This is a genomic window from Kitasatospora sp. NPDC101801 (assembly GCF_044766665.1).
Lineage (GTDB): Bacteria > Actinomycetota > Actinomycetes > Streptomycetales > Streptomycetaceae > Kitasatospora.
This window is the reverse complement of the sequence record NZ_JBIWML010000005.1, coordinates 173,840-194,906: the sequence shown is the minus strand read 5'-3', so window position 1 is coordinate 194,906 and position 21,067 is coordinate 173,840. Positions and strand designations below refer to the sequence as shown.

Here is a 21,067-nt window from a genome sequence, read left to right as displayed (position 1 = left end):
CGACTGGTCCCACCCGCCCGGTGCTGCGCCGGCGGGGACCAGTGCTGTCTCGACGGAGGATTCCTGTGCTCGGCTACCTCGGCTCCGGCCCCTACTGCTACACGAACTCGCTGGCCATGGTGCTGGGTGCGGAGGCTCCCTCGACCGCCGTGATCGAGACGCTGACGGGATCACCGTTCGGGGCCCAACTCATCGCCGGATCGTTGCCGCTGTTCGATCCGTACGGCTGGCACCCCGAGGCCGGTCTGGATGCCGCGATCGCGTCGTTGGGCTGGAGTTGTGAGCGCACCGACGGTGGTAGGCCGGCCGAGGCGCTGGAGCGGTTGCGGGCCGCCTGCTCGCGGGGGCCGGTCCTGGTCGGGCCGGTCGACATGGGGCTGCTGCTCTACCAGCCCGGCACGCCGAACGCCGACGGCGGCGACCACTACGTGGTGGTGCTCGCCGTCGGCGAGGACGGCGTCGAGCTGCACGACCCGCACGGCCACCCCTTCGTGACCCTGCCCACGGCGGCCTTCCTGGCCGCCTGGGAGGCGAAGTCGGTCAGCTACATCGACGCCCCGTTCGTGCTGCGGACCGGCTTCGTGCGCGACCGCCGGGTCGCTCCCGTCGACGCGTTGAGGCGGTCGCTGCCGGGAGCCGAGCGGTGGCTGGCCGGCCGGGACGAACTGCCGATGCCGCCCGGCTCGCTCGGCGGGGCGGCCGCCGTCGAGGCGCTCGCCGACCTGGTGGCCCAGGGCACGCCGCCCGGCATCCGCACCCTGCTCACCGCGTTCGGCGTCCGGGTGGGAGCACGTCGGCTGAACGACGCGGCGAACTGTCTGGCGGAGCTGGGGCTGTCGGAGGCGTCCGCCGTCGCTCAGGGGCAGGCCCGGATCCTGGGCGGCCTGCAGTACCCGCTGGTCCAGGGCGACGACCAGACCGCGGCAACGCGGTTGCGGCAGCTCGCGCCCACCTATGCGCAGCTGCGCAGGGCCGTTGCCGAGGCGCTGCGCAGCGGGGTCTGACCGGAGGTCAGCCGACCTCCACCGGGGAGGAGGCGCCGGGGACGGTCAGGCTGGGCGCGCCGGTGCCGTCGGCGGGGACGGACCAGACGTCGGTGCCGTGGCCGTCCGGGGCGGGGAGGGCGTAGGCGATGGTGCCGTCGTCCAGCCAGGCGGCCTGGTCGTCGACGCTGTGCGGTTCGGCGAGGGGGTGTTCGGTCATGGTGCGGAGGTCCAGGACGTAGAGCCGCCAGGGGGCGTCCGCGCCCTCGGTGACCCGCTTCTTGAAGGCGATCCGGGTGTTGTCGGGGGAGAGCGAGGGGCACTCGACGTTCTCCCGCAGGGCGGTGGCGGACCAGGCGGCCAGGTCGCCCTGGACCAGGTAGGTGCGGCCCTTGGTGGCCACGGTCGCGTAGAAGCGGTTGTCGTCCTTCGCGAAGGTCACGCCCCAGAAGTTGACGTCGGGGGCGTGGTAGCGGGCGCCGTCCAGGGTCAGCGGGATCTGCTCCATGGACTTGATCAGGTAACCCGTGTTCAGGTCGAGGATCGAGGTCCGGGTGGAGAACGCGGAGGTGGCGTAGGAGTCACCGGTGGCGAACATGGTCCAGCTGAGCATCCGTCCGGAGGCCGACACCCGGGCCCGGTTGGGGATGCCGGGGAGGGTGATCCGCTGGGTCTCCCGCAACCGGCGGTCGAGCACGACGGCGTCGGCCCGGGCGGGCAGGCCCGGGAGCTGCTGGAGGCAGAGGGCGGTGTCCCCGGCGGCGTGGAAGCGCTCGCAGCTGGGGCCGCCGACGACCGGGACGGCCGCCGGGGCCGGTTCCCGGTACGCGACCCGGCCGGTGCCGGCGTCCCGGTAGTAGAGCCGGGGGCCGGCCAGGGTGAACGAGGCGTCGGCGGCGGCCTGTCGGGGCTCGGCGTGGTCCCGGGCCCGGAGCACGTAGCCGAGCGAGCCGCCGCCGAGCAGCAGCACGGCCAGCAGCACGACCGCGAGGCGGAGGCGGGGGGAGAGGGCGTTCACGAGGTGGTGGTCCTTTCCGGCTGTGCGGGATTCCTGAGCAGCACCCAGCCGCCCGTCAGGGCCACCGCGAGCAGGGCCGCCGCCGCGTAGAGGGCGGGGCGTTGGCCCCAGAGGGTCCAGGCGGCGCCGAACCCGGCGGTGCCGAGCAGGCGGGTCAGGGCCTGGCCGGTCTGCAGCAGCGCCAGACCGCCGGCCCGGCCGGTCGCGGGCAGGACCGGTCCGGCGAGGGCCATCAGCACGCCGTCGGTGGCCGCGTAGAAGACCCCGAGCAGCGCCAGGACCAGGACGAGCGCCATCGGCCGCAGCGGGGTGAGCAGCGCGGCGTACACCCCGAGCAGGGCCAGGTGGCCGACCAGGAAGGGCAGTCGGCGTCCGAACCGGTCGGCGATCCGGCCCGCCGGGATCGCCAGCAGCAGGTAGCTCGCGGCCACGCCGAGCGGCAGCAGCGGGAACCAGCCCGGGGAGAGGTCGAGTTGGCGTTGCAGCAGGAGATAGACGAAGGAGTCGCCGATGGTGGCGGCGCCGAGCAGGGCGGCGGCGGCCAGGATGCGCCGGAAGGCGGGATCGTGGAGCGGGGCGGTCGCCTTGGCCCGGACCGGTTCCTCGGCCCGGACCGGATCGTCGAGTCGGACCGGATCGTCGAGTCGGACCGGAGTCGGCCGGGCGCGCGCGGGTTCGACCGGCCCGCCGGGGACGTAGAGCAGCAGGACCAGCACGCCGAGCAGCCCGATGCAGAAGCTGACCACGAAGACGGCGTCGTACGCGTCGGCGGTGGCCCAGAGCACCGCGAACGCCACCAGCGGGCCGAGCAGGGCGCCGGTGGTGTCCATGGCGCGGTGCACCCCGAACGAGCGGCCGAGGGTCTCGGGCGGGCCGCTGAGCGAGATCAGCGCGTCCCGGGGGGCGGTCCTGATGCCCTTGCCGACCCGGTCGGCGGCCAGTGCGGTGGCCAGGCCGGCCGTCGCGCCGCCGGCCAGCAGCAGCCCGAGCCGGGAGCAGGCGGAGAGCAGGTAGCCGATCCCGGCGATCCGCTTGTGCCGTCCGCTGCGGTCGGCGGCGTGCCCGCCGACCAGCCGGACGACGGCCGAGGCGGCGTTGAACAGGCCGTCCAGGAAGCCGAACTGGAGCGGCGAGAGCCCCAGGCCGAGCACCAGGTAGAGCGGCAGGACGGCGGTCACCATCTCCGAGGAGACGTCGGTGACCAGGCTGACCGTGCCGAGCGCGAGGACGGTCGCGGGGATCCGGCGCCCCGCCCCGCCGCCGGTGGGCGGCGGGGCGGGTACGTCGTCCCGGCGGCCGGTGGTCGCCAGGTAGGTCATCAGTGGCAGCTGTACTTCGGGCTGGTGTCCTTGACCTTGCCGTCGGTGCCGACGTACGTCCAGCCGTAGCCGGTGTCGGTGAAGTCCAGCTTCAGCACGCCGTACTCGCCGCTGATCCGCTTCTGGCTGTTCGGCTGGACGGTCTCGATCGCGTACGGCTCAGCGCCGCCCATCCCGCCGACGATCTCGACGATGCCGGCCGAGGTGGCCTTGCCGTCCGGGTCCTGCGGGGCGAACCGCTCGTAGTGGTGGTCGTGCCCGTTCAGGATCAGATCGGCCTTGGCGGCGTAGAGGATCTTCCACACCGGCTTGGAGACCGGGTCGTTGCCGTGCCCGCCGGAGGAGTACAGCGGGTGGTGCCAGTAGGCCGCGATGCAGGACTTGGCGTTCTTCGCCAGGTCCGCCTTGAGCCAGTCGATCTGGGCGGTCTGGTCGAAGGAGTTGGAGTCGAGGGCGATGAAGTGCCAGTTGCCCTCGTCGAAGCTGTAGTAGCTCTTGCCCTGCGGGTAGGCGATCGCGCCGAAGTACGCCTTGTAGCCGGCCAGCGAGCCCGCCGGGTCGTAGGTCTCGTGGTTGCCCGGGATGGGGTGGGTCTTGGACTTGAAGGCGCCCCAGCTCTTGTCGTAGTAGGCCCGGTAGTCCTCGATCCGGGCGTCGTCGTACTGGTTGTCACCCATCGTCAGGTAGAACTTCGGGTTGATCTGCTGGGCGAGCGCGGCCGTCTTCGGGTGGGCGCAGGCGCTGTCCGAGGCGGTGCACTGGGCCGCGATGTCACCGGCCGCGACGACGGTGAAGGCACCGGTCGGCGTGGTCGGGGAGGAACTCGGGCTCGGGGACGGCGTGGGCGTGGGCGTCGGGGTGGTGGTGCCGCCGAAGTTGCCGTACACGTCGACGCCGAACAGCGAGTAGCCGTACGCGGTGCCCCGGGCGGTGCCGTAGACGCGCAGGTAGCGGCCCTTGCCGCTGAGCCCGGTCCAGTCGTCGGTGCCGCCGTTGCCGGCGGTCTCGTTGGCGAGTCTGGTCCAGGTGCTGTTGTCCTCGGAGATCTCGACCCGGTAGGTCTTGGCGTACGCCGCCTCCCAGGTGAGGTTGACCCGGCTGACGGTGGCGCTGCTCCCGAGGTCGACCTTGACCCACTGCGGGTCCTTGCCCTCGACGCTGGCCCAGCGGGTGGCCGGGTTGCCGTCGAAGGCGTTCTGGGCGGCGTAGGAGGAGCCCTCGGTGGAGGAGGCGGTGGCGGGCTTGCCGGTCGAGATGACGGTGTCGACGGCGGCCCCGGCCCGTTCGGGGGCGACCAGCAACAGGCCGCTCACCAGCAGCAGTACGGCGGCGAGGACGGTACCGACCGTGCCGGGGCCGGTGGTTCCGGGCATTCGGCGGGAAGGTTGGAGCTGAGGGTGCAGGCGCATGACTGAACTCCCTGGCCTGGGAAGGGGGCGAGAGCTGGGCACCGGAGCGGACCGCCACGCCCCGGACGAGGGCGGGCGTTCCGGCGGCCGGGTCAGAGCTCTCGCTGAGCACGTCATGACCTGATGTCAGGGCACCGCGCCGGGCCGCCGCCGTGAATGCTAGCGGTTAGGAAAGTTTCCTACCAGTGCTCGATCCGCTTTGATTGCAGGCCCGTTCGCCTCCGGAGGTCAGTGCCACTGGGAGGATGCGCCGCTGCCGCCGAGGGCCCAGACCAGCAGCAGGATCAGCCCCACGACCAGCAGTACCATCAGCGCGCAGCCGGATATCCCGGTCAGCCGGGATGCTCTCTTCTCGCTCACCCGCCCATCTCAGCCGGGTGGTCAACGAACAGTCAAGTGTGCCTTCCGGTACGAACGTTCAGCGCTCGGCGGCCACCCGGGCGAGCGCCGACTCGGCCCGGTCCAGCTCGGCGGTGAGCGCGGCCCGCAGGGTCGGCAGCAGATCCAGTGCGGCCCTGGCGGCCTCCGGCGGGGCGTCCGGGTCGGCCCGGACGGCCGCCACCGCCGCCTTGAGCGGCATCGGGGTGAGCGCGGTCTCCCAGGCGGCCCGGTGCTCGGCGGTGGCGTAACGGGAGGTCAGGAACTCGATCGGGGTGAGCGCCAGGCCGTCCGTCCGGTCGGGCTCGGCGAGCCGGTGCTCCGGGAGCAGCCAGGCGATGCCGTCCCGGGCGATCAGTTCGAAGGCCCGGTTCTCGTCCGGGGCGGTCGACCTCCCGAGGGTGGCGGCCGCCAGCAGCCGGGTGAGCATCCGCTCCTCCCGCTGGTCGGCGGTGCGCTCGGGGAACGGCCGGTCGCCGATCATCTGCTCCAGGTGGTACCGCTGCCCCCAGTTGCCCACCCAGCGGTGCAGCGCGCCCGCCCTGGTCTCCCGGATCGCCGCCAGCGCCAGCGCCCGGGTGGTCAGGTCGCGCCGGGCCAGCACCGTCGCGTTCTCCGGCCCGTCCTGGGTCAGTGCGGACCGGACGGCGGACACCGCCGGGCCGTCGTACCACCGGAGCGTCCAGCTCTGCCGGGCCGGGTCGTACAACGGCTCGACACTGGTGCGGTGCTGGGTGCCGAGCCGCTCGGCGAGCCGGCGCAGACGCGCCTCACGTGAGGTCTGGGGCATGACCGCACCCTAGCCAGCCGGCCCCGGCGGGCCGCGCGACCCGCCCGGCGGCTCACCCGTCCTGCCGCACCCGCCAACGGCCGGAGGGTCTCAGGCGCAGCGCCGCTCGCCGAAGCCGATCCGCTGGAGCTCCAGGGCGCCGGGCCGGGAGAGCAGGACGGTGCTGGCGCAGCCGTCCACCGGGCCGGCCGTGGCGGCCAGCCGGGCGTGCAGACGGGCGGTGGCCTGCCGGTGCCGGGCGAAGGCGTAGGCGGAGACCCGGCGGCCCCGGGCCCGTTGGCCCTGCTTGGCCTGGAGCGGGCTGCTGTCCAGCACTATCAGGTGCAGCCGGCGGCCCTGCCGGGCGGCCGTCCGGGACAGCCAGCCGCGCACCCAGGGCAGGGTGCCGCAGTCGTGCACCACCAGCGGACCACCCGTCAGCAGGGCGCGGCGCAGCCGCAGGTAGTGCCGCAGGCGCACCAGCGGCCGGTAGAGCGCGTACGGCAGCCAGCCGGGCAGCCGGGCCGCCCAGTGCTCGCGGCTCTGCTGGGAGTCGATCACCGGTGCGCCGGCGCAGCGCCGCATCAGGGTGCTCTTGCCGCTGCCGGGCAGGCCGGAGACCACCACCAGGTCGTCGGCCGGGTAGTGCAGCACCGCCGGGGTCGGCCCCCGGCGGAGGTCGTGCAACCCGTGCGGTCGCAGCGGCTCGGGCCCACCCGGCCCACAGGCCCCCCGGGGCCGGCCGGGCACCCGCGGGCCGGCCACGGTCGTCCGGACGGGGCCCGGACTGGCGGTCTCGTGCACTGCCCCTCCTCCACGATCCCGAAGACCTGCCCTGATCGGGCCCGCCTTCACCAAGAAAGAGTAATGGGCCGGGCCGACGGCGGACCGGCCCGTGTCCCACCGGCACCCGCCCGCAGCGGCTTCGGGACCGGGTCGTGACGTTGCGGAGGACACCGTGGCCGGACTGTTGCCGTTTCCTTGCGGTGCGAATGATCTTGGCTGGCCGGTTCGTGGCATTCTGGTCGGTCTCGGACGGGCAGACAGTGGGCGGGTAGGGGGCGGTACGGATGAGGTTCTGCTTTCTGGTGGAGGAGCAGTACCGGAACGACGGCATACCGGTGGACGTGGTCCGGCAGCTGGCGGACTGGGGCCACCGGGTGGACGTGCTGCGCCCGGGCGGCTCGCTGCTCGACCTGGGCCGCCTGGTGCGGGCGGGCAGCCATGACGCGTGGGTGCTGAAGACCGTCTCCGGCGGCCCGGGGCTCGGCCTGCTGGAGGCCGCCGCGGCGGCCGGGCTGACCACGGTGAACGACGCCCGGTCGATCCGGTGCGTCCGGGACAAGGCCAGCGCGGCGGTCCGGGCGGCCGGGCTGGGACTGCCGGTCCCCGAGACCTGGGCGGCGGCCCGGCTGTCGGATCTGGCGCAGATCCCCGCCGACCGTTACCCGCTGGTGGTGAAGCCGGCCGAGGGCAGCCAGGGGCGGTCCGTGCACCGGGTCGACGACCCCGGGCAACTGGTGCTGGCCGCCGGTGAGTTCGCGGGAGAGGGGATGCTGATAGCGCAGCCCTGGGTGCAGAACTCCGGCATCGACCTCAAGGTCTACTGCGTGGACGGCGAACTGTTCGGCACCGAGCGGACCTCGCCGCTGGTGCCGGGCAAGCGGAAGGAGCGGCCGGTGCCGCTCAGCGCCGAGGTGGCCGCGATCGCCGCCGAGGTCGGCGCGGTCTACGGGCTCGACCTGTACGGCGTGGACGTCGTGCTCGGCCCGGACGGGCCGATCGTGGTGGACGTGAACGACTTCCCGAGCTTCCGTCAGGTGCCGGACGCCGTCCCCCGGGTGGCCCGGGCGATCATCAACCTGGCCCGGCGGGGCGCCGCGTCGCCGGCCCCGGTGCTGCCGGTGCCCCGGGTGGAGCTGGACCCGGTGGGCGGGGGTGTGCGGTGAGGGTCGGTGTGATCGCCCGCGACCCCCGGCACCCGCTGCTGACCGCGACGGCGGCGCTGCTCACGGCGGTCGGGCACTGGGTGGAGTTCGCCGCCCCGGACCCGGCCGACCCGGCCGACGTCTACCTGCTCAAGGCCCGCACCCCCGCCGCGCTGGCACTGGCCCGGCGGCTGGAGGCGGCGGGCGCGGTAGTGCTCAACTCGGCCGCCGCCACCGAGCGTTGCCAGGACCGGGCGCTGATGGCCGAGCTGGCGGGGACGGCCGGGCTGCCGTTCGCGCCGTCCCTGTCGCCGAACGCGCTGCGCTACCCGCTGGTGGTGAAGAGCCGGCACAGCCGCAAGGACGACCTGGTGGCCAAGGTGCTGGACCGGGCCGAACTGGACGAGCTGCGCCGGCAGTGGCCGGGCGAGCCGCTGATCCACCAGGAGTTCGCGCCGGGCGACGGCTGGGACCGCAAGCTCTGGGTGGTCGGCCGGCAGGTGTTCGGCGAGCTCCGCCGCTCCGAGCTGGCGGCCGGCTCCGGATCCGAGAGCTGGACCGTCCCGCTGGAGCTGGCCGAACTGGCGCTCTGGGCGGGGGAGGTGTTCGGTCTGGAGATCTACGGTGTGGACGTGCTGGAGGTGGACGGCGACCCGCTGGTGGTGGACGTGAACGCCTTCCCGGGCATCCGGGGCCAGTTGGGGGCCCCGGAGGCGTTGGTCCGGTTGGTGCAGCGGCAGGTCCCGGGCCCGGCCCGGGAGGGCGCCCGCTGGCTACGCGGGGCGGGCGGTGGCTGGGGGCAGTGACCCGTCGAGCCAGGCCGGGGTGCGGAAGCTGCCGCCGTACATCGGGAGTTCGATCTGCCCGCCGTAGCGGGCGAGCTGGTCCCACGGACGGTTCAGCCCGGTGGAGCCGTACCGGCGGACCCGGGTGACCGCGTCCAGGTCGAGCACGTCCACCAGGATCTCCTCGCCCGGACCCGCCTGCTGGCGCACCGTGCCCTCCGGGTCGACGATCGCGCTGCCGCCGACGGCGGCCGGGTCGGCGGCGTTCACGTTCACCACGTAGACCTGGTTGGTCCAGGCGTTGGCCCGGGCGCAGACCAGCTCCATCTCCCGGTCCCGGGTGGGGGTCAGGGTCGGTTGGACGATCACCTCGGCACCGAGCCAGGCGAGCTGGCGGACGGTCTCCGGGAAGGAGCCGTCGTAGCAGATCGCCAGGCCGATCCGGGTCAGGCCGGGGATCTCGAAGACCACGAACTCGCCCCCCGGGACGGCCTGTTCGTACGGCTGCCAGGGGAAGATCTTGCGGTAGCGGGCGACGATCTCGCCCTGCGGGGAGACCGCGACGGCGGTGTTGTGGACGGTCCCGTCCGGGGTCCGCTCGAACAGGCTGCCCGGGATCAGCCAGAGGCCGGTCTCCACCGCCAGGGCGCAGATCCGGTCGGTGAGCGGCCCCGGGATCGGGACGGCGACCTGCTCCATCCAGTCGGCGGGGGCGGCCGCCAGCAGTGGCCCCTCGGCGGCCAGCAACAGCTCGGGCACCACGACCAGTTGGACGTGCGGGAAGAGCGCGCGGGTGGACCGGACCTGGGTGGCGAAGCGCTGCCAGCTCGCCTCGGGGTCGTACGGGACGGGGCTGGTCTGGACGGCGGCGACGGCGAGTGTGCGCATGGTGCGGATCAGTCCTCGGTGACGGTGAGTCGGGTGACGGCGGTCCGGCCGTCGCGGAAGAAGCGGCCGAACCGGGTGCGGGCGGCCAGCATGGCCAGTGCCCCGGTGGCGATCGAGCCGACGCCGAGCAGGAAGACCCCGCCGACGCCGTGGAAGGAGGTGCTGCCGTAGCCGGGGTCGTACATGTCGACCGCGCTGCGGACGAAGGCGGCCAGCATCGCCAGCCCGCCCAGCAGCGGCAGCACCCCGCGCAGCAGCAGGTCGCGCGGGGAGTCGCGGAGCCGGGAGCGGAAGTACCAGACGCAGGTGAGCGCGGTGGTGCCGTAGTAGCAGGCGATCAGCAGGCCGATGCAGAGGATGGCGTCGCCCAGGAAGCCGCCGGGGAGCAGGGTGAGCAGGACCAGCAGGGCGGCGGTGGCGGTGCCGAAGAAGACCGTCCCGAAGCCGGGGGTGCGGTGGCGCGGGTGGATCCGGGCGAACGCGGCCGGCAGGGCGCCGTGCGCGCTCATCGACAGGGCGCCGCGCGAACTGCTGACCAGACTGGTGAGCAGGGCCGAGACCGCCGAGACGCAGACCGCCAGCTGCATCACCTTGGCGAGCGCGGTGCCGAGCACCGGCGGGGCGAGGGTGGCCAGGACGTCACCCGCGCTGTCCGGGTTGCCCAGGCCGATGCCGGTGTCGCCCGTCCCGGCGTAGCCGATCGCGGCGAAGGCGGTGAACAGGTAGCTGCCGAGCAGGATCAGGGTGGAGATGACGGCGGCCTGGCCGGAGACCCGGCTGCCGTCCCTGGTCTCCTCGTTGGCGGTGATCAGGGCGTCCCAGCCCCAGTAGATGAACAGACAGAGCAGCACCGCCTCGGCGAAGGAACCGAAGTCGGCGAAGCCCAGCGGGTCGAGCCAGGCGAGGGAGGGCGTCTCGGCGCCGGGGCGGACGAAGGCGGCCACCCCGAAGCCGAGCAGCGCGAACAGCTGGAGGCCGAGCATCACGTACTGGACCGAGGCGGCCAGTTGCAGGCCGCGGTGCGCGGTCGCGGTGGCACCGGCCAGCAGCAGCAGGGCGGTCACCGCGACCGCCGCCTCCGAGTCGGCGAGGCCGGTCAGGCCGAGCAGGTCCAGCAGGTAGGAGGCGCCGACCCGGGCGAGCGCGGCCATGGCGAGCTGGGTGGCCACCTGCGGCACCCAGCCGTTGGCCAGCCAGCCCACCGAGGGGCCGAAGGCACGGGTGGTCCAGACGAAGCCGGTCCCGCAGTCGGGCATCTCCCGGTTGAGCTCGCGGAAGGCGAAGGCGGTCAGCAGGATCGGGACGAAGCCGAGCAGCAGGGCGGCCGGGGCCAGCTGACCGACGGTCAGGGTCACCAGCCCCAGGGTGACCGCGATGCTGTAGGCGGGGGCCACCGAGGACAGCCCGAGGGCGACCGCGGCCGCCAGGCCCACCGATCCGCCGCGCAGTCCCTTGTCGGTGGTGCGGGCTGCCGGTGGGCCCGGTCTGTCCTCGATGTCGGTCGGGTTCGTGGTCATGGCGCGCTCCTCGGGGGTTGGCCGCTTGTTAAACGTGGATTTAAGAGGAGTGCGTCGCTGTGGTCAAGGGCTGGAGCGCTATTGTTAAACCGGAAGAGAACACGGCAGGGACGGAGGCCGACGTGGCGGCGAAGAAGGGCAAGGGCGGCGAGGCCCGGCGGGCGGAGCTCGGTGAGGCGGTGCAGCGGGCTCTGCTGACCCGGGGGCTGGAGGGGCTGCGGCTGCGCGACATCGCCGAGGAGGCGGGGGTGACGCCGGCGGCCGTGCTCTACTACGGCGACCTCGACGGGCTGGTGCACGCGACGTACCAGCAGGCCATCGAGCGCTACAGCCAGGAGCGGGAGGCGGCGGCCGACCGGTTCGCCGACGCCCGCGACAAGCTCGGGGCCTGCATCGACAACGGGGTGGCCGGCGGGCCGGAGGACGCGCTGACCCGGCTGCTGTTCGAGTACTGGCCGCGCTGCCTGCGGGACGCCCGGGCCGCGGCGCTGGACAGCGCACTGACGGAACGTCAGATCGCGGTCTACGCAGGGATTCTGGTACTGGGTCAGGCGCAGGGGCACTTCACCCTGAACGACCCGCCCCGGCTGCTGGCGGCCAACTTCGTGGCGATGGAGGACGGGTACCAGATGGAGGTGCTGGCCGGTCGACGGACCAGGGCCGAGGTGATCTCCGCGCTCGGCGCCTACGCCCGCGCGGCGACCGGCTACGATCCGGCGACCCGGAGCTGACCGGGCCGGGCCGCCGCCCGGTCGCCCGCCCTGGTCGCCTGCCCCGGCCGACGCCCGCCCGGCCGGGCCCGTGGGGGCTTCCGGCCGGGCGGGCGGGGCGGTTCACCAGGCCGGGACGACCTGCTCGCCGGTGTCGGCGCGGTGGACGGTGATGGCCTCGACCGGGCAGAACTCGGCCGCCTCGGTGAGCCGGTCGAGCTGGACCGGGGTCGGGGTGAGCAGCTGGACCCGGCCGTCCGGACCGAGGGTCAGGTCGGCGGGGGCGGTGGCGGCGCAGCTGCCCGTGCCGACGCAGCGGGTGCGGTCGACCCGGCTCTCCAGCGGGGCGCTCACCAGGTGACCGGGAGGGTGAGCGGGCTGCGGGTGAGCAGGCCCTCGCGCCACTCGATCTGCTCGACGGGGTGGGCGAGCCGGAGCTCGGGCAGCCGGGCGGCCAGGCTGTGCAGACCGGACTCCAGCTCCATCCGGGCCAGCCAGGCGCCGAGGCAGTGGTGCGGACCGGCGCCGAAGGTCAGGGTGGGCGCCTCGGCCGCGGCGAACAGGTCGGGCCACTCGCCCTCGCCCGCCACGGTGTGCACCGCCGGGTCGTGGTTGGCCGAGAAGGTGTCGGCGGCGACCACGGCGCCGGCCGGGATGGTGACCCCGCCGATCTCCAGCTCCTCGGTGGCCCGCCGGAGCATCCCCGGCAGCGCCGTCCGGTCGCCCAACGGGATGGTGCGCAGCAGCTGTTCGGTGGCGGCGCCGGCCTCCTCGCGGGAGGCGCCGATCCGGGCCCAGGCCGCCCGGTCCTCGGAGAGCAGGAAGACCAGTGCGTTGCCGAGCGTGGTCATGGTGGTCTCGTGCCCGGCGACCACCAGGCCGAGCACCAGCTTGGTGAGCTGCATCTCGGTGACGCCGTCGGTGTCGTCGGCCGCCTGGACCAGGCTGCTGACCAGGTCGTCGCCGGGGTTCTTGCGCCGCTCCAGCACCAACTCGAAGCAGAAGGCGCCGAATTCGGCCATCGCCTGCTGGATCTCCTCGGCGGTGTAGGCCGTGGTGGAGAGCGCGTGGTCGCTCCAGTCGCCGAGCTTGCGCAGGTCGAGGCCGTCCAGGCCCATCAGCCGGCTGATCACCGCGACCGGCAGCCGGCGGCTGTAGGCGGCGACCACGTCGGCGGGGGCGGGCTGGGCCACCAGCTCGTCGATCAGCTCCTCGATGACCGTGGAGACCCATGGCCGCCAGCGCTCGATCGCCCGTGGGGTGAAAGCGCGTTGGACGGTGCGGCGGAGCTTCTGGTGCTCGACGCCGTCGATGTTGAGCAGGCCGTCCGGGTCGTCCAGCAGGTTCGGGATCACCGAGAGCGCGGGCGCGTCCGGCGCGTAGAGCGAGGCCCGGTCCAGCCGCGGGTCGGTGAGCGCCTGCCGGACGTCGGCGTGCCGGGTGAGCAGCCAGGCCGGGGTGCCGGTGGGGAGTTCGGTGAGCCGAGGCGGACCCGGTTCGGCCTGGCGCAGGCAGTGCAGGGGGACGAGGGGAGCGGTGGTCATGACTGCTTCTTCCTCTGCTGGTGGTGCCGAGGGGTACGGGGCCGGGGGACGGGGCGGACATCGACGGAGCGAGTCCGGGCCACCACCGACCGTAACCTCCCGGTGCCGCGTCCGACAGGGCGTGAACCGGCCAAGCGGGCGCGCCCTTTCGGTCAGCGGGCGCGCCCCGTCGACTGCCGCCCCGTCAGACCCCGTTCTCGGCCGGCAGCCGCCCGCTGCGGACCGCGGCGACCAGGTCGGCGTGGTCGGCCTCGGTCCGGTCCGCGTAGGCCACCGCGAAGGCGGCGATCGCCTCGTCCAGCGCCTCGTTCTTGCCGCAGTAGCCGGAGACCACGGCCGCGTCCACGGTGTGCGCGTGCGCCCGGGCCAGCAGCGCACCGGTCAGCCGGCCGTAATCGTCGAGCTGCCCCGGCTGCAGCGCGGCCGGGTCCACGCTGCCCTTGCGGTTGCGGAACTGCCGTACCTGGTAAGGGAGTCCGTCCACCGTGGTCCAGCCCATCAGGGTGTCGCTGACCACCTGCATCCGCTTCTGGCCGAGCACCACCCGCTGGCCCTCGTGCCCGGTCGGACCGGCCACCGGGTACCCGGCCCTGGCCAGGTGCGGCAGCAGCACCGAGGGACGGGCCTCCTTGACCTGGAGCACCAGGGCCTCGCCGCGCTGGTCGAGCAGCAGCACCACGTAGGAGCGGGTGCCGACACTGCCGGTGCCGACCACCCGGAAGGCCACGTCCTGGACGCTGTACCGGGAGAGCAGCGGGTGCATCTCGGCCGGGACGGTGCCCAGGTACCCGGTCAGCGCGGCGGCCACCGCGCCGGCGGTGCGGTCGTCGACCTCGCTGAGCACCGGCGGCGACGGGGTGAACCGGTGCCGGCCGTCCGGGTCCTCGACGGTGGACCGGGAGGCGAACCGGGCGCTGGTGTTGCGCAGCGCCTTGGCGGCCACCGCGCTGATCACGTCCTGGAGTTCGTGCGCGTCGGCGACGCTGACCAGGTGCTCGTCGGCGATCGCGTTCCACGCCTCTATCGCCGGCAGTGCGGACAGCACCCGCATGGTCCGGCGGTAGGAGCCGACCGCGTCGAACGCGGCGCTGCGGCACTCGTCCTCGCCCGCGCCGGCCTGACGGCCGGCCAGCACCAGGCTGGCGGCCAGCCGCTTGAGGTCCCACTCCCAGGGGCCGGGCACGGTCTCGTCGAAGTCGTTGATGTCCATCACCAGCCGGCCCCTGGCGTCACCGTAGAGGCCGAAGTTGGCGGCGTGCGCGTCCCCGCAGAGCTGGGCGGTCAGACCGCTGGTGGGACCGGTGGTCAGGTCGTGCGCCATCAGCCCGGCGGAGCCGCGCAGGAAGGCGAACGGCGAGGCGGCCATCCGCCCGGTGCGGATCGGCACCAAATGCGCCAGTCGCCCGACGTTGGCCGAGCAGACCGCCTCGACCACGTCCGGCCGGTCGGGCGGCAGCTCCAGCTGGTGGTGCGACTCGCGCGGCGTCTTCTCCCGCAGCCGCTTGCCGCGCCGTCTCGCCCCGCCCTGCGGCGGCCACGCCGCGAACCCCTCGACCTCGAAATCCCGCACTTCGACCCCTCCCGTACCCGGTTGACCGGAGGTACGGTACCGCGCGCCGGGCCCGCCGAGCAGGCACGTAGCATTCCGGTATGGCCCATGACCTCGGTGCGCTCGGTGACTCCTTCCACGACTTCTGGCGGGAGCGGCACCTGGCCACCCTCACCACGCTGCGGCCGGACGGCAGCCCGCACGTCGCCCCGGTCGGGGTGAGCTACGACCCGGAGGCGCGGATCGCCCGGGTGATCACCAGCGGCAGCAGCCGGAAGGCGCGCAACGTGCTGGCGGCCGGGGAGGCCGGGCTGCGGGTGGCGGTCTGTCAGGTGGCCGGTGCCCGGTGGTGCACGCTGGAGGGCACGGCCGTGGTCCGGTCCGAGCCGGCGGCGGTGGCCGAGGCGGAGCGCCGGTACGCGGAGCGGTACCAGGCGCCGCGGGTCAACCCGGCCCGGGTGGCGATCGAGATCACGGTGGAGCGGGTGCTCGGCCGGTTCTGAGTGGTTCTCGGCCAGAGTGAAGGACGGGACGTTTATCGGCTGTTGAGCCGGGCGGGGCAGCATCTGCGGAGTCGCAGACCCGTACCGTCAGATGCCGTCAGATTGCGAAGCCCTCACCGTGAACGAGCAGGAAACCGCCAACTTCCAACGGCTGCTGGACCGGCTGGCCGGCTACTTCGAGGCGGACCGCACGACGGTCCGGAGCGGTGACCCGCTCCGGACCGAACACACTCTGCCGGTCGGTCAGTTGACCGCGACCGCGGACCAGGCCGCGGCGACCGCCGCGTACTCGGTGCTGCCGGCCCCGTAGAGGTCGGTGGCGGCCTTGAGGGTGGCGGTGCGGGCGCCCGCGTAATTGGTGCCCGACGTCATGTAGACCGTCAGCGCGCGGTACCAGATCTTGCCGAGCTTGTCCCGGCCGATGCCGGAGACGGTGGAGCTGTTGCAGGTCGGGCTGTCGTAGGGGACGCCGTTGACCACCCGGCTGCCGCTGCCCTCGGCCAGCAGGAAGGCGAAGTGGTTGGCCACGCCGGAGGAGTAGTGCACGTCCAGCCCGCCGACGCTGGAGCTCCAGCAGTCGGCGGACTTGGTGTCCCTGGAGGGCCTGTCCATGAAGCGCAGCGCCTCCTTGCCGAAGCCGGGCTTCACGATCTCCTCGCCGATCAGGTAGTCGCCGGTGTCGCTGCCGTTGGCGGCGTACCACTCCACCAGGGTGCCGAAGATGTCCGAGGTGGCCTCGTTCAGGCCGCCGGACTCGCCGGAGTAGGTGAGCTTGGCGGTCCGGGAGGTGACGCCGTGCGACATCTCGTGCCCGGCCACGTCCAGCGAGACCAGCGGGCCGAAGACGGTGCCGTCACCGTCGCCGTAGGTCATACAGAAACATGAATCCTGCCAGAACGCGTTGTTGTAGTTGCTGCCGTAGTGCACCCGGTTGTAGGCGCCTTTGCCGTCCCCGGCGATGCCGGTGCGCCCGTGCACGTTCTTGTAGTAGTCCCAGGTGACGTTGGTGCCGTACTGGGCGTCCACCGCCGCGCTGGAGCGGTCGGTGGTGGCACCGGTGCCCCAGTGGTTGTCGGCGTCGGTGAACAGGGTCGCGGGCGCCCGGCTGAAGCAGATCGAGCCGAGGCACAGGTCGGTCTTGTTGGCCGCGTCGCCGGTGTAGGTGTTGCCCCGGGTCGGGTCCTTGAGCTGGTAGGTGGAGCCGGAGACCGTCGACTCCAGCGGGACGGTGCCGCCGTAGAGCGACTGCCCGTCGCCGGTCGCGGTCTCGATGGCGTCCCAGGCGTCGATCTGCGCACCGGTGCGGGCGTCCACCAGGACGGTGCGGGCGACCGGGTTGCCGAGCGTGTCCTGCCCGGCGGCGGTGGTCTGCCAGGCCAGCCGGGGTGCGCCGTGCAGCGCGTCGATCACCAACTGCGGCGTGGCATCGGCCTGCTGGACGGCCCGGCCCGCGGCCTTGGCGGCGCGGCCGAGCTCACCCACGGCCAGCTGCCCGGCCCGGTCGGCGGAGACGGCGGGCGTGGTGGAGCCGACGGCTATCGGGCCGGCCACCGCCAGGTCGGTGGACCTGGTCGCGCCGGCGGGCGTCAGATGGACGATCAGGTCGCCGCCCAGCACGGGCAGTCCCGCGTACGTGCGGTCGAACCGGACGTGCCGGCTGCCGTCCTGGTCGGTCACCACGTCCCGGACGGTCCGGCCCTGGCCCGGGCCTGACAGGCCGGCCCGGTCGAGAGCGGCCTCGGCGCCGGCGATGCCCGCCGCGCGGGCGGCCGAGGCGGCGCCCCCGGACGGGACGGCCGGTGCGGCGGTGGTGGTCAACGCGCCGGCGGCCAGGGCGACCACGGTGGCGACTGCGGCGGTGCGCATGCGGATGTGCATCGTGCTCCTCGGATCTCGGGGGCGCCGGACGGAGCGGGCCGTGGATCGGCCCGGTCCCCGGGCGGGAGGCGATGAGACAGACTGCGATCCGGCAGCGAACCGTCGAGCGCACGCGAGAGGGGAGGCGCTGTACGTATGGGAGCTGGAAGGGGCGGACGCTGCCGGGACGCCTTTTCTACATGTACCGGTCACGTCGTGTCCAGGGTGCGGACGCGTGGCGCCCGCCCCTTCCGTCGGCGTCAGGCGCCCGGGAACGCCTCCTGGATCGCGGTCCAGAGCCGGACCCGTCCGGCCAGTGCGGTGCGCACGGTCTCCGCGCAGTCGTCCCACTTCTGCTGGTCGTCGCCGCACAGGTCGATCAGCATCTGCATCGCCATCGGGGTGTGCATCTCGCCGTCCACCTCGATGTGCCGGGCCAGGTAGTCCTTGAAGACGGTGAGCACGCCGTCCGGGTCCTCGATCCGGATCACCTGCTCGAACATCTCCGGGATCAGGTCCTCGCGGCCGAAGGCGAAGGCCGCCGCCCGGCAGTGCACCGGCGCGTTCTCGATGATGCTCCAGGTGACCGAGGTGAAGTCGGCCGCCGCCGAGGGCACCTGAGCCAGCTTCAGCGCCTCGGGCACCGCGGTGCCCTGGCCCAGCCGCTCCAGGAAGGCGGTCACCGGCGCGGTGTCGGCGCCCGCCTGGCGCATCCCGTCGAGGTAGAGCTCGAAGTGGCTGATGAAGCCGTCGCCCAACTCGTCGCTCTCCTCCACCAGCACGATCTCGTTGATCAGTCTGCGGCTGGCGGTCGGACCGGTCGGCACCCACGGCACGTCCACACCGGTGAGCTCGCGCTGCAGGCTCTTCAGCAGCGACATGAAGTCCCAGACCGCGAAGACGTGCCGTTCCAGGAAGGTGCGCACCCGGGCCTGGCTGTTCAGCTCGGCGTAGATCGCGTGCTCCACCACCTGGCGGCGCAGCGGCTCGATGGCCGCCTGCAGGCCGGACAGGCCCGGGTGCGTACGGTCCCAGCTGTAACGGTTGTCGGACATCTCTGCTCCAAGGGTGGTCAGTGCTTGAGGGTGGCGTGCACGGCGTGCCGGAGCTGCTCCCGGCCGGGCTGGAGCGCCCGGTCGAGCTCGCGGGCGAACGGCAGCACGGCGCCGTCCGGGCGGGTGATCCGGCGAGGTGGTGCGGTCAGGCGGTACTGCTCGGCGGCGGTGGCCAGGATCTCGGCCCCGATCCCGCAGCTGCGGTTGGAGTCGTCGATCACCACCAGCCGCCCGGTCTTCTCCAGCGAGGTGCCGAGCGCCTCCCAATCGAAGGGGTACAGGGTGCGCGGGTCAAGTACCTCGACCGAGATTCCCTCTTCGGCCAACTCTCTTGCCACCGCCAGGGATTCGTGCACCAGATGGCCGACGGCGACCACCGTGACATCGGTGCCGGCCCGGTGCACCCGGGCCTGCCCGAGCGGGATCACCGGCAGCGGCCCGGTGACGTCGTCCCGGACGCCGAGCGCGGCCGCCGGGGCGAACACCACCACCGGGTCCGGGTCGGCGATCGCCGACCGGAGCAGCCCGTAGGCATCGGTCGGGGTGGCGGGCACCACGGTCTTCACGCCCATGTGTGCGAACAGCCCGTACGGGTGGTCCGAGTGCTGCCCGGCCCAGCCGTCCCGGGAGCCCGAACCCGGTACCAGGCAGGTCAGCGGCACGCCGGTCTGACCACCGGTCATCAGGGAGAACTTGTGTGCCTGGTTGACCAGTTGCTCGAAGACCAGGAAGAGCAGCGAGGGGATCTGGAACTCGATCACCGGCCGCAGCCCGGCCAGTGCCGCGCCGACCGCCACCCCGGTGAAGCCCTGCTCGGAGAGCGGGGTGTCCACCACCCGGCTCGCCCCGAACCGCTTCTGCAGCCCGAGGGTGGGGCCGGCCAGACCGGCGCCGATGTCCTCGCCGAGCAGGCAGACGGTGGGGTCCTCGGCCAGTGCGTCGGCCAGCGCCCGGTTCAGCGCCTTGGTGTAGGAGAGCCAGCTCATGCCACCGCCCCCGCCCGGGGCCGCAGCCCGCTCGCGTACAGGTGGTCGCAGGCGCCGGCCGGGTCGGGCACGGGTGAGCTCAGTGCGAACTCCCGCGCCCTGTAAAGCTGTTCGGTCACCTCGGCGTCGATCGCGGTGGTGTCGCCGACCAGGGCGGCGGCCGCGGCGAGCGGGTCGCGGGCGCGCCAGGCGGCCTGCTCCTCGGCCGGGCGGTAGTCCAGTTTGATCCGTCGCTCCATGGTGTGGTGCCCCTCGAACCGGTACGTCCGGCACTCCAGGAAGCTCGGCCCGCCGCCCGAGCGGGCCCGGTCCACCGCCGCCAGGGCGGCTTCCCGGACGGCCTCGGTGTCCATCCCGTCCACCGCCACCGCCGGGATGCCGAACGCCTCGGCCCGCCCCAGCGCGCTGCCCGCCACCGCGACGGCGGCCGGCAGGGTGGTGGCGTAGCCGTTGTTCTCGCAGACGAAGACCACCGGCACCCGCCACATCGCGGCCAGGTTGAAGGACTCCAGCAGGACGCCCTGGTTGAGGGCGCCGTCGCCGAAGAAGCTCACCACCACCCGCTGCTCACCGGCCAGTTGGGCCGCCCAGGCGGCGCCGACCGCGATCGGCGCGCCCGCGCCGACGATGCCGTTGGCGCCCAGGATGCCGAGCGAGAAGTCGGCGGCGTGCATCGAGCCGCCCCGGCCCCGGTTCAACCCGGTGGTGCGGCCGAGGAGTTCGGCCAGCAGCCGGGCCGGGTCGGCGCCCTTGGCGAGCACGTGGCCGTGGCCCCGGTGGGTGCTGGTCAGCCGGTCCTCCGGCCGCAACGCCGAGCAGACCCCGACCGCCACGGCCTCCTGGCCGATGTACGGATGGGTACCGCCGACGATGTCGCCCGAGCGGACCAGCTCCAGGGCCAGCTCCTCGAAGCCGCGGATCAGCCGGACCATCCGGTAACGGTCCCGGGGGGAGTGGAGGCTCATACCGCCCCTTGCCAGATCGGCGGGCAGAACTCCGGGTCGGCGTAGTCGGGGCGGCCGTCGGCGGTGCGGCGGACCAGCACGTCGTGGTTGTAGGCCACCGGGGTGCCGTCGGGGCGGGTGTGGGCGCGGTACTCGTTGGCGCCGTCCTGCAGGTGCAGCGAGACCGCCCGGCGCGGGATCCCGGCCAGGTTCGGGCCGCTGCCGTGGTAGGTGCGGCAGTGGTGGAAGCTGACGTGCCCGCGCGGGATCACCATCGGGATCTTGCGGACCTCGGCACCGTTGTACTCGGCGTTCTCGACCAGCAGTTGCTCCAGCTCGCTGCGGTCGCGCTGCGCGAAGTGCCGGCTGGAGTCCTCCTCGGCGGGCCGCTCCCGCCAGCGGTGGCTGCCGTCCACCATGGTGATGGTGCCCAGCTCCTCGCCGCAGTCGTGGAACGGGACGAAGGCGGTGAGCATCCGCTCGGAGGTGCTGGTGGCCCAGTAGTGCCGGTCGAAGTGCCAGGGCACCTGGTTGCTCGGCTCGCCGGCGATCGGCGGCTTGTAGATCAGGGTGGACTGGAAGACCCGGATCTCCTCGGCCCCGGCCAGCAGCGCGGCGACGGCGCCGAGCAGCGGCTTGCGGAGGATCCGCCCGATCGCCTCGCTCTCGTAGTGCACGTAGTCGTTGTGCCGCTGGACCGGCCCGTGCGAGGGCTCCCAGGCGGCCAGGTGCGGCGGGCGGACCGGCAGCGTGCGGTCCCGGTGGCCCTCGTAGTACTTCTCGGTGGCGTCCTGGAGGAGGTCGAGCTCCTCGTCGGTGAAGACCTTCCGGGAGAGGTACCAGCCGCGCTCGGCGTACTCGGCCACCTCGTCCGGCGTCGGCAGCAGCGCGCGCTCGGCCTCGGTCAGTTCGAACTCGGTCATCG

Annotated in this window: 22 protein-coding genes; 6 read left to right on the top strand and 16 right to left on the bottom strand. The window is 73.4% G+C overall.

Going from position 1 to position 21,067, the window contains the following annotated elements:
- Positions 1–65: 65 nt before the first annotated feature.
- Entirely contained in the window at positions 66–1,004 is a 939-nt protein-coding gene (locus ACIRPK_RS10145) for a hypothetical protein (RefSeq protein WP_403035650.1), read from the top strand.
- Positions 1,005–1,011: 7 nt separating this feature from the next.
- Here the strand turns inward: ACIRPK_RS10145 and ACIRPK_RS10140 are convergent, their stop codons facing one another.
- From ACIRPK_RS10140 to ACIRPK_RS10115, 6 genes are all read right to left on the bottom strand, one after another.
- On the bottom strand, positions 1,012–2,001 hold the full coding sequence (locus ACIRPK_RS10140) for a TolB family protein (protein ID WP_403035647.1): 990 nt from the start codon (positions 1,999–2,001) through the stop codon (positions 1,012–1,014).
- The gene (locus ACIRPK_RS10135) at positions 1,998–3,320 is read right to left on the bottom strand and encodes an MFS transporter (protein ID WP_403035644.1); all 1,323 of its coding nucleotides are present in this window, start codon (positions 3,318–3,320) and stop codon (positions 1,998–2,000) included. The genes ACIRPK_RS10140 and ACIRPK_RS10135 overlap by 4 nt, the downstream gene beginning before the upstream one ends.
- Entirely contained in the window at positions 3,320–4,693 is a 1,374-nt protein-coding gene (locus ACIRPK_RS10130; RefSeq protein WP_403035641.1) for a discoidin domain-containing protein, read from the bottom strand. Before ACIRPK_RS10130 ends, ACIRPK_RS10135 begins: the two co-directional genes overlap by 1 nt.
- A gap of 264 nt (positions 4,694–4,957) precedes the next feature.
- Positions 4,958–5,089, bottom strand: coding sequence for a hypothetical protein (locus tag ACIRPK_RS10125; RefSeq protein WP_403035639.1), 132 nt, complete (start codon positions 5,087–5,089; stop codon positions 4,958–4,960).
- Between the two features lie 58 nt (positions 5,090–5,147).
- Positions 5,148–5,897 carry a hypothetical protein gene (locus ACIRPK_RS10120; RefSeq protein WP_403035636.1) on the bottom strand — a complete coding sequence of 250 codons (750 nt, stop codon included), beginning with the start codon at positions 5,895–5,897 and terminating at the stop codon, positions 5,148–5,150.
- Positions 5,898–5,987: 90 nt separating this feature from the next.
- On the bottom strand, positions 5,988–6,563 hold the full coding sequence (locus ACIRPK_RS10115; protein WP_403035633.1) for an AAA family ATPase: 576 nt from the start codon (positions 6,561–6,563) through the stop codon (positions 5,988–5,990).
- 383 nt (positions 6,564–6,946) lie between these two features.
- Here ACIRPK_RS10115 and ACIRPK_RS10110 point away from each other — a divergent pair, with 383 nt between their 5' ends.
- Both ACIRPK_RS10110 and ACIRPK_RS10105 read left to right on the top strand, forming a co-directional pair.
- Positions 6,947–7,825: a RimK family alpha-L-glutamate ligase gene (locus tag ACIRPK_RS10110; protein ID WP_403035631.1), complete on the top strand. Its 879-nt coding sequence runs from the start codon at positions 6,947–6,949 to the stop codon at positions 7,823–7,825.
- Positions 7,822–8,610 carry a RimK family alpha-L-glutamate ligase gene (locus ACIRPK_RS10105; RefSeq protein WP_403035628.1) on the top strand — a complete coding sequence of 263 codons (789 nt, stop codon included), beginning with the start codon at positions 7,822–7,824 and terminating at the stop codon, positions 8,608–8,610. The genes ACIRPK_RS10110 and ACIRPK_RS10105 overlap by 4 nt, the downstream gene beginning before the upstream one ends.
- Here ACIRPK_RS10105 and ACIRPK_RS10100 read toward each other — a convergent pair.
- Together ACIRPK_RS10100 and ACIRPK_RS10095 are read right to left on the bottom strand one after the other, a co-directional pair.
- Positions 8,578–9,477: a carbon-nitrogen hydrolase family protein gene (locus tag ACIRPK_RS10100; protein ID WP_403035626.1), complete on the bottom strand. Its 900-nt coding sequence runs from the start codon at positions 9,475–9,477 to the stop codon at positions 8,578–8,580. The genes ACIRPK_RS10105 and ACIRPK_RS10100 overlap by 33 nt on opposite strands.
- Before the next feature lie 8 nt (positions 9,478–9,485).
- Entirely contained in the window at positions 9,486–10,994 is a 1,509-nt protein-coding gene (locus ACIRPK_RS10095) for an APC family permease (RefSeq protein ID WP_403035623.1), read from the bottom strand.
- Positions 10,995–11,116: 122 nt separating this feature from the next.
- On the opposite strand from ACIRPK_RS10095, the gene ACIRPK_RS10090 reads away from it, so the two are divergent.
- Complete coding sequence (locus ACIRPK_RS10090; RefSeq protein ID WP_403035621.1) at positions 11,117–11,725, top strand: TetR/AcrR family transcriptional regulator; 609 nt, start codon at positions 11,117–11,119, stop codon at positions 11,723–11,725.
- Positions 11,726–11,827: 102 nt separating this feature from the next.
- Here ACIRPK_RS10090 and ACIRPK_RS10085 read toward each other — a convergent pair whose 3' ends face one another.
- The 3 genes from ACIRPK_RS10085 to ACIRPK_RS10075 all read right to left on the bottom strand — a co-directional run bounded on the left by ACIRPK_RS10085 (position 11,828) and on the right by ACIRPK_RS10075 (position 14,818).
- Positions 11,828–12,058, bottom strand: a complete 231-nt coding sequence (locus ACIRPK_RS10085; RefSeq protein ID WP_403035618.1) for a ferredoxin — start codon at positions 12,056–12,058, stop codon at positions 11,828–11,830.
- On the bottom strand, positions 12,055–13,248 hold the full coding sequence (locus tag ACIRPK_RS10080) for a cytochrome P450 (protein ID WP_403035617.1): 1,194 nt from the start codon (positions 13,246–13,248) through the stop codon (positions 12,055–12,057). The genes ACIRPK_RS10085 and ACIRPK_RS10080 overlap by 4 nt, the downstream gene beginning before the upstream one ends.
- Before the next feature lie 184 nt (positions 13,249–13,432).
- Entirely contained in the window at positions 13,433–14,818 is a 1,386-nt protein-coding gene (locus ACIRPK_RS10075) for a DUF2252 domain-containing protein (protein ID WP_403035614.1), read from the bottom strand.
- 80 nt (positions 14,819–14,898) lie between these two features.
- Between ACIRPK_RS10075 and ACIRPK_RS10070 the strand changes: the two genes are divergently transcribed.
- Positions 14,899–15,300, top strand: coding sequence for a PPOX class F420-dependent oxidoreductase (locus ACIRPK_RS10070; RefSeq protein WP_403035612.1), 402 nt, complete (start codon positions 14,899–14,901; stop codon positions 15,298–15,300).
- 118 nt (positions 15,301–15,418) lie between these two features.
- Positions 15,419–15,610, top strand: coding sequence for a hypothetical protein (locus tag ACIRPK_RS10065; RefSeq protein WP_403035609.1), 192 nt, complete (start codon positions 15,419–15,421; stop codon positions 15,608–15,610).
- On the opposite strand, the gene ACIRPK_RS10060 is transcribed toward ACIRPK_RS10065, so the two are convergent.
- The 5 genes from ACIRPK_RS10060 to ACIRPK_RS10040 all read right to left on the bottom strand — a co-directional run bounded on the left by ACIRPK_RS10060 (position 15,544) and on the right by ACIRPK_RS10040 (position 21,065).
- A complete protein-coding gene (locus ACIRPK_RS10060) occupies positions 15,544–17,178 on the bottom strand; it encodes a M4 family metallopeptidase (protein ID WP_403035607.1) in 1,635 nt (544 codons plus the stop codon). The genes ACIRPK_RS10065 and ACIRPK_RS10060 overlap by 67 nt on opposite strands.
- Before the next feature lie 239 nt (positions 17,179–17,417).
- Positions 17,418–18,212, bottom strand: a complete 795-nt coding sequence (locus tag ACIRPK_RS10055) for a DUF3050 domain-containing protein (RefSeq protein ID WP_403035604.1) — start codon at positions 18,210–18,212, stop codon at positions 17,418–17,420.
- Between the two features lie 17 nt (positions 18,213–18,229).
- On the bottom strand, positions 18,230–19,198 hold the full coding sequence (locus ACIRPK_RS10050; RefSeq protein ID WP_403035603.1) for an alpha-ketoacid dehydrogenase subunit beta: 969 nt from the start codon (positions 19,196–19,198) through the stop codon (positions 18,230–18,232).
- Positions 19,195–20,163 carry a thiamine pyrophosphate-dependent dehydrogenase E1 component subunit alpha gene (locus ACIRPK_RS10045; protein WP_403035600.1) on the bottom strand — a complete coding sequence of 323 codons (969 nt, stop codon included), beginning with the start codon at positions 20,161–20,163 and terminating at the stop codon, positions 19,195–19,197. Before ACIRPK_RS10045 ends, ACIRPK_RS10050 begins: the two co-directional genes overlap by 4 nt.
- Positions 20,160–21,065 (bottom strand): phytanoyl-CoA dioxygenase family protein, encoded by a 906-nt coding sequence (locus ACIRPK_RS10040; RefSeq protein WP_403035597.1) that lies wholly within the window; start codon positions 21,063–21,065, stop codon positions 20,160–20,162. Before ACIRPK_RS10040 ends, ACIRPK_RS10045 begins: the two co-directional genes overlap by 4 nt.
- Positions 21,066–21,067 lie beyond the last annotated feature (2 nt).

What these genes read in the sequence shown, in the direction of transcription:
- ACIRPK_RS10135 (WP_403035644.1), bottom strand. Translation starts at nt 3,320, where the DNA reads ATGACCTACCTGGCGACCACCGGCCGCCGGGACGACGTACCCGCCCCG.
- ACIRPK_RS10130 (WP_403035641.1), bottom strand. Translation starts at nt 4,693, where the DNA reads ATGCCCGGAACCACCGGCCCCGGCACGGTCGGTACCGTCCTCGCCGCC.
- ACIRPK_RS10120 (WP_403035636.1), bottom strand. Translation starts at nt 5,897, where the DNA reads ATGCCCCAGACCTCACGTGAGGCGCGTCTGCGCCGGCTCGCCGAGCGG.
- ACIRPK_RS10110 (WP_403035631.1), top strand. Translation starts at nt 6,947, where the DNA reads ATGAGGTTCTGCTTTCTGGTGGAGGAGCAGTACCGGAACGACGGCATA.
- ACIRPK_RS10100 (WP_403035626.1), bottom strand. Translation starts at nt 9,477, where the DNA reads ATGCGCACACTCGCCGTCGCCGCCGTCCAGACCAGCCCCGTCCCGTAC.
- ACIRPK_RS10095 (WP_403035623.1), bottom strand. Translation starts at nt 10,994, where the DNA reads ATGACCACGAACCCGACCGACATCGAGGACAGACCGGGCCCACCGGCA.
- ACIRPK_RS10080 (WP_403035617.1), bottom strand. Translation starts at nt 13,248, where the DNA reads ATGACCACCGCTCCCCTCGTCCCCCTGCACTGCCTGCGCCAGGCCGAA.
- ACIRPK_RS10070 (WP_403035612.1), top strand. Translation starts at nt 14,899, where the DNA reads ATGGCCCATGACCTCGGTGCGCTCGGTGACTCCTTCCACGACTTCTGG.
- ACIRPK_RS10060 (WP_403035607.1), bottom strand. Translation starts at nt 17,178, where the DNA reads ATGCACATCCGCATGCGCACCGCCGCAGTCGCCACCGTGGTCGCCCTG.
- ACIRPK_RS10055 (WP_403035604.1), bottom strand. Translation starts at nt 18,212, where the DNA reads ATGTCCGACAACCGTTACAGCTGGGACCGTACGCACCCGGGCCTGTCC.
- ACIRPK_RS10050 (WP_403035603.1), bottom strand. Translation starts at nt 19,198, where the DNA reads ATGAGCTGGCTCTCCTACACCAAGGCGCTGAACCGGGCGCTGGCCGAC.
- ACIRPK_RS10045 (WP_403035600.1), bottom strand. Translation starts at nt 20,163, where the DNA reads ATGAGCCTCCACTCCCCCCGGGACCGTTACCGGATGGTCCGGCTGATC.
- ACIRPK_RS10040 (WP_403035597.1), bottom strand. Translation starts at nt 21,065, where the DNA reads ATGACCGAGTTCGAACTGACCGAGGCCGAGCGCGCGCTGCTGCCGACG.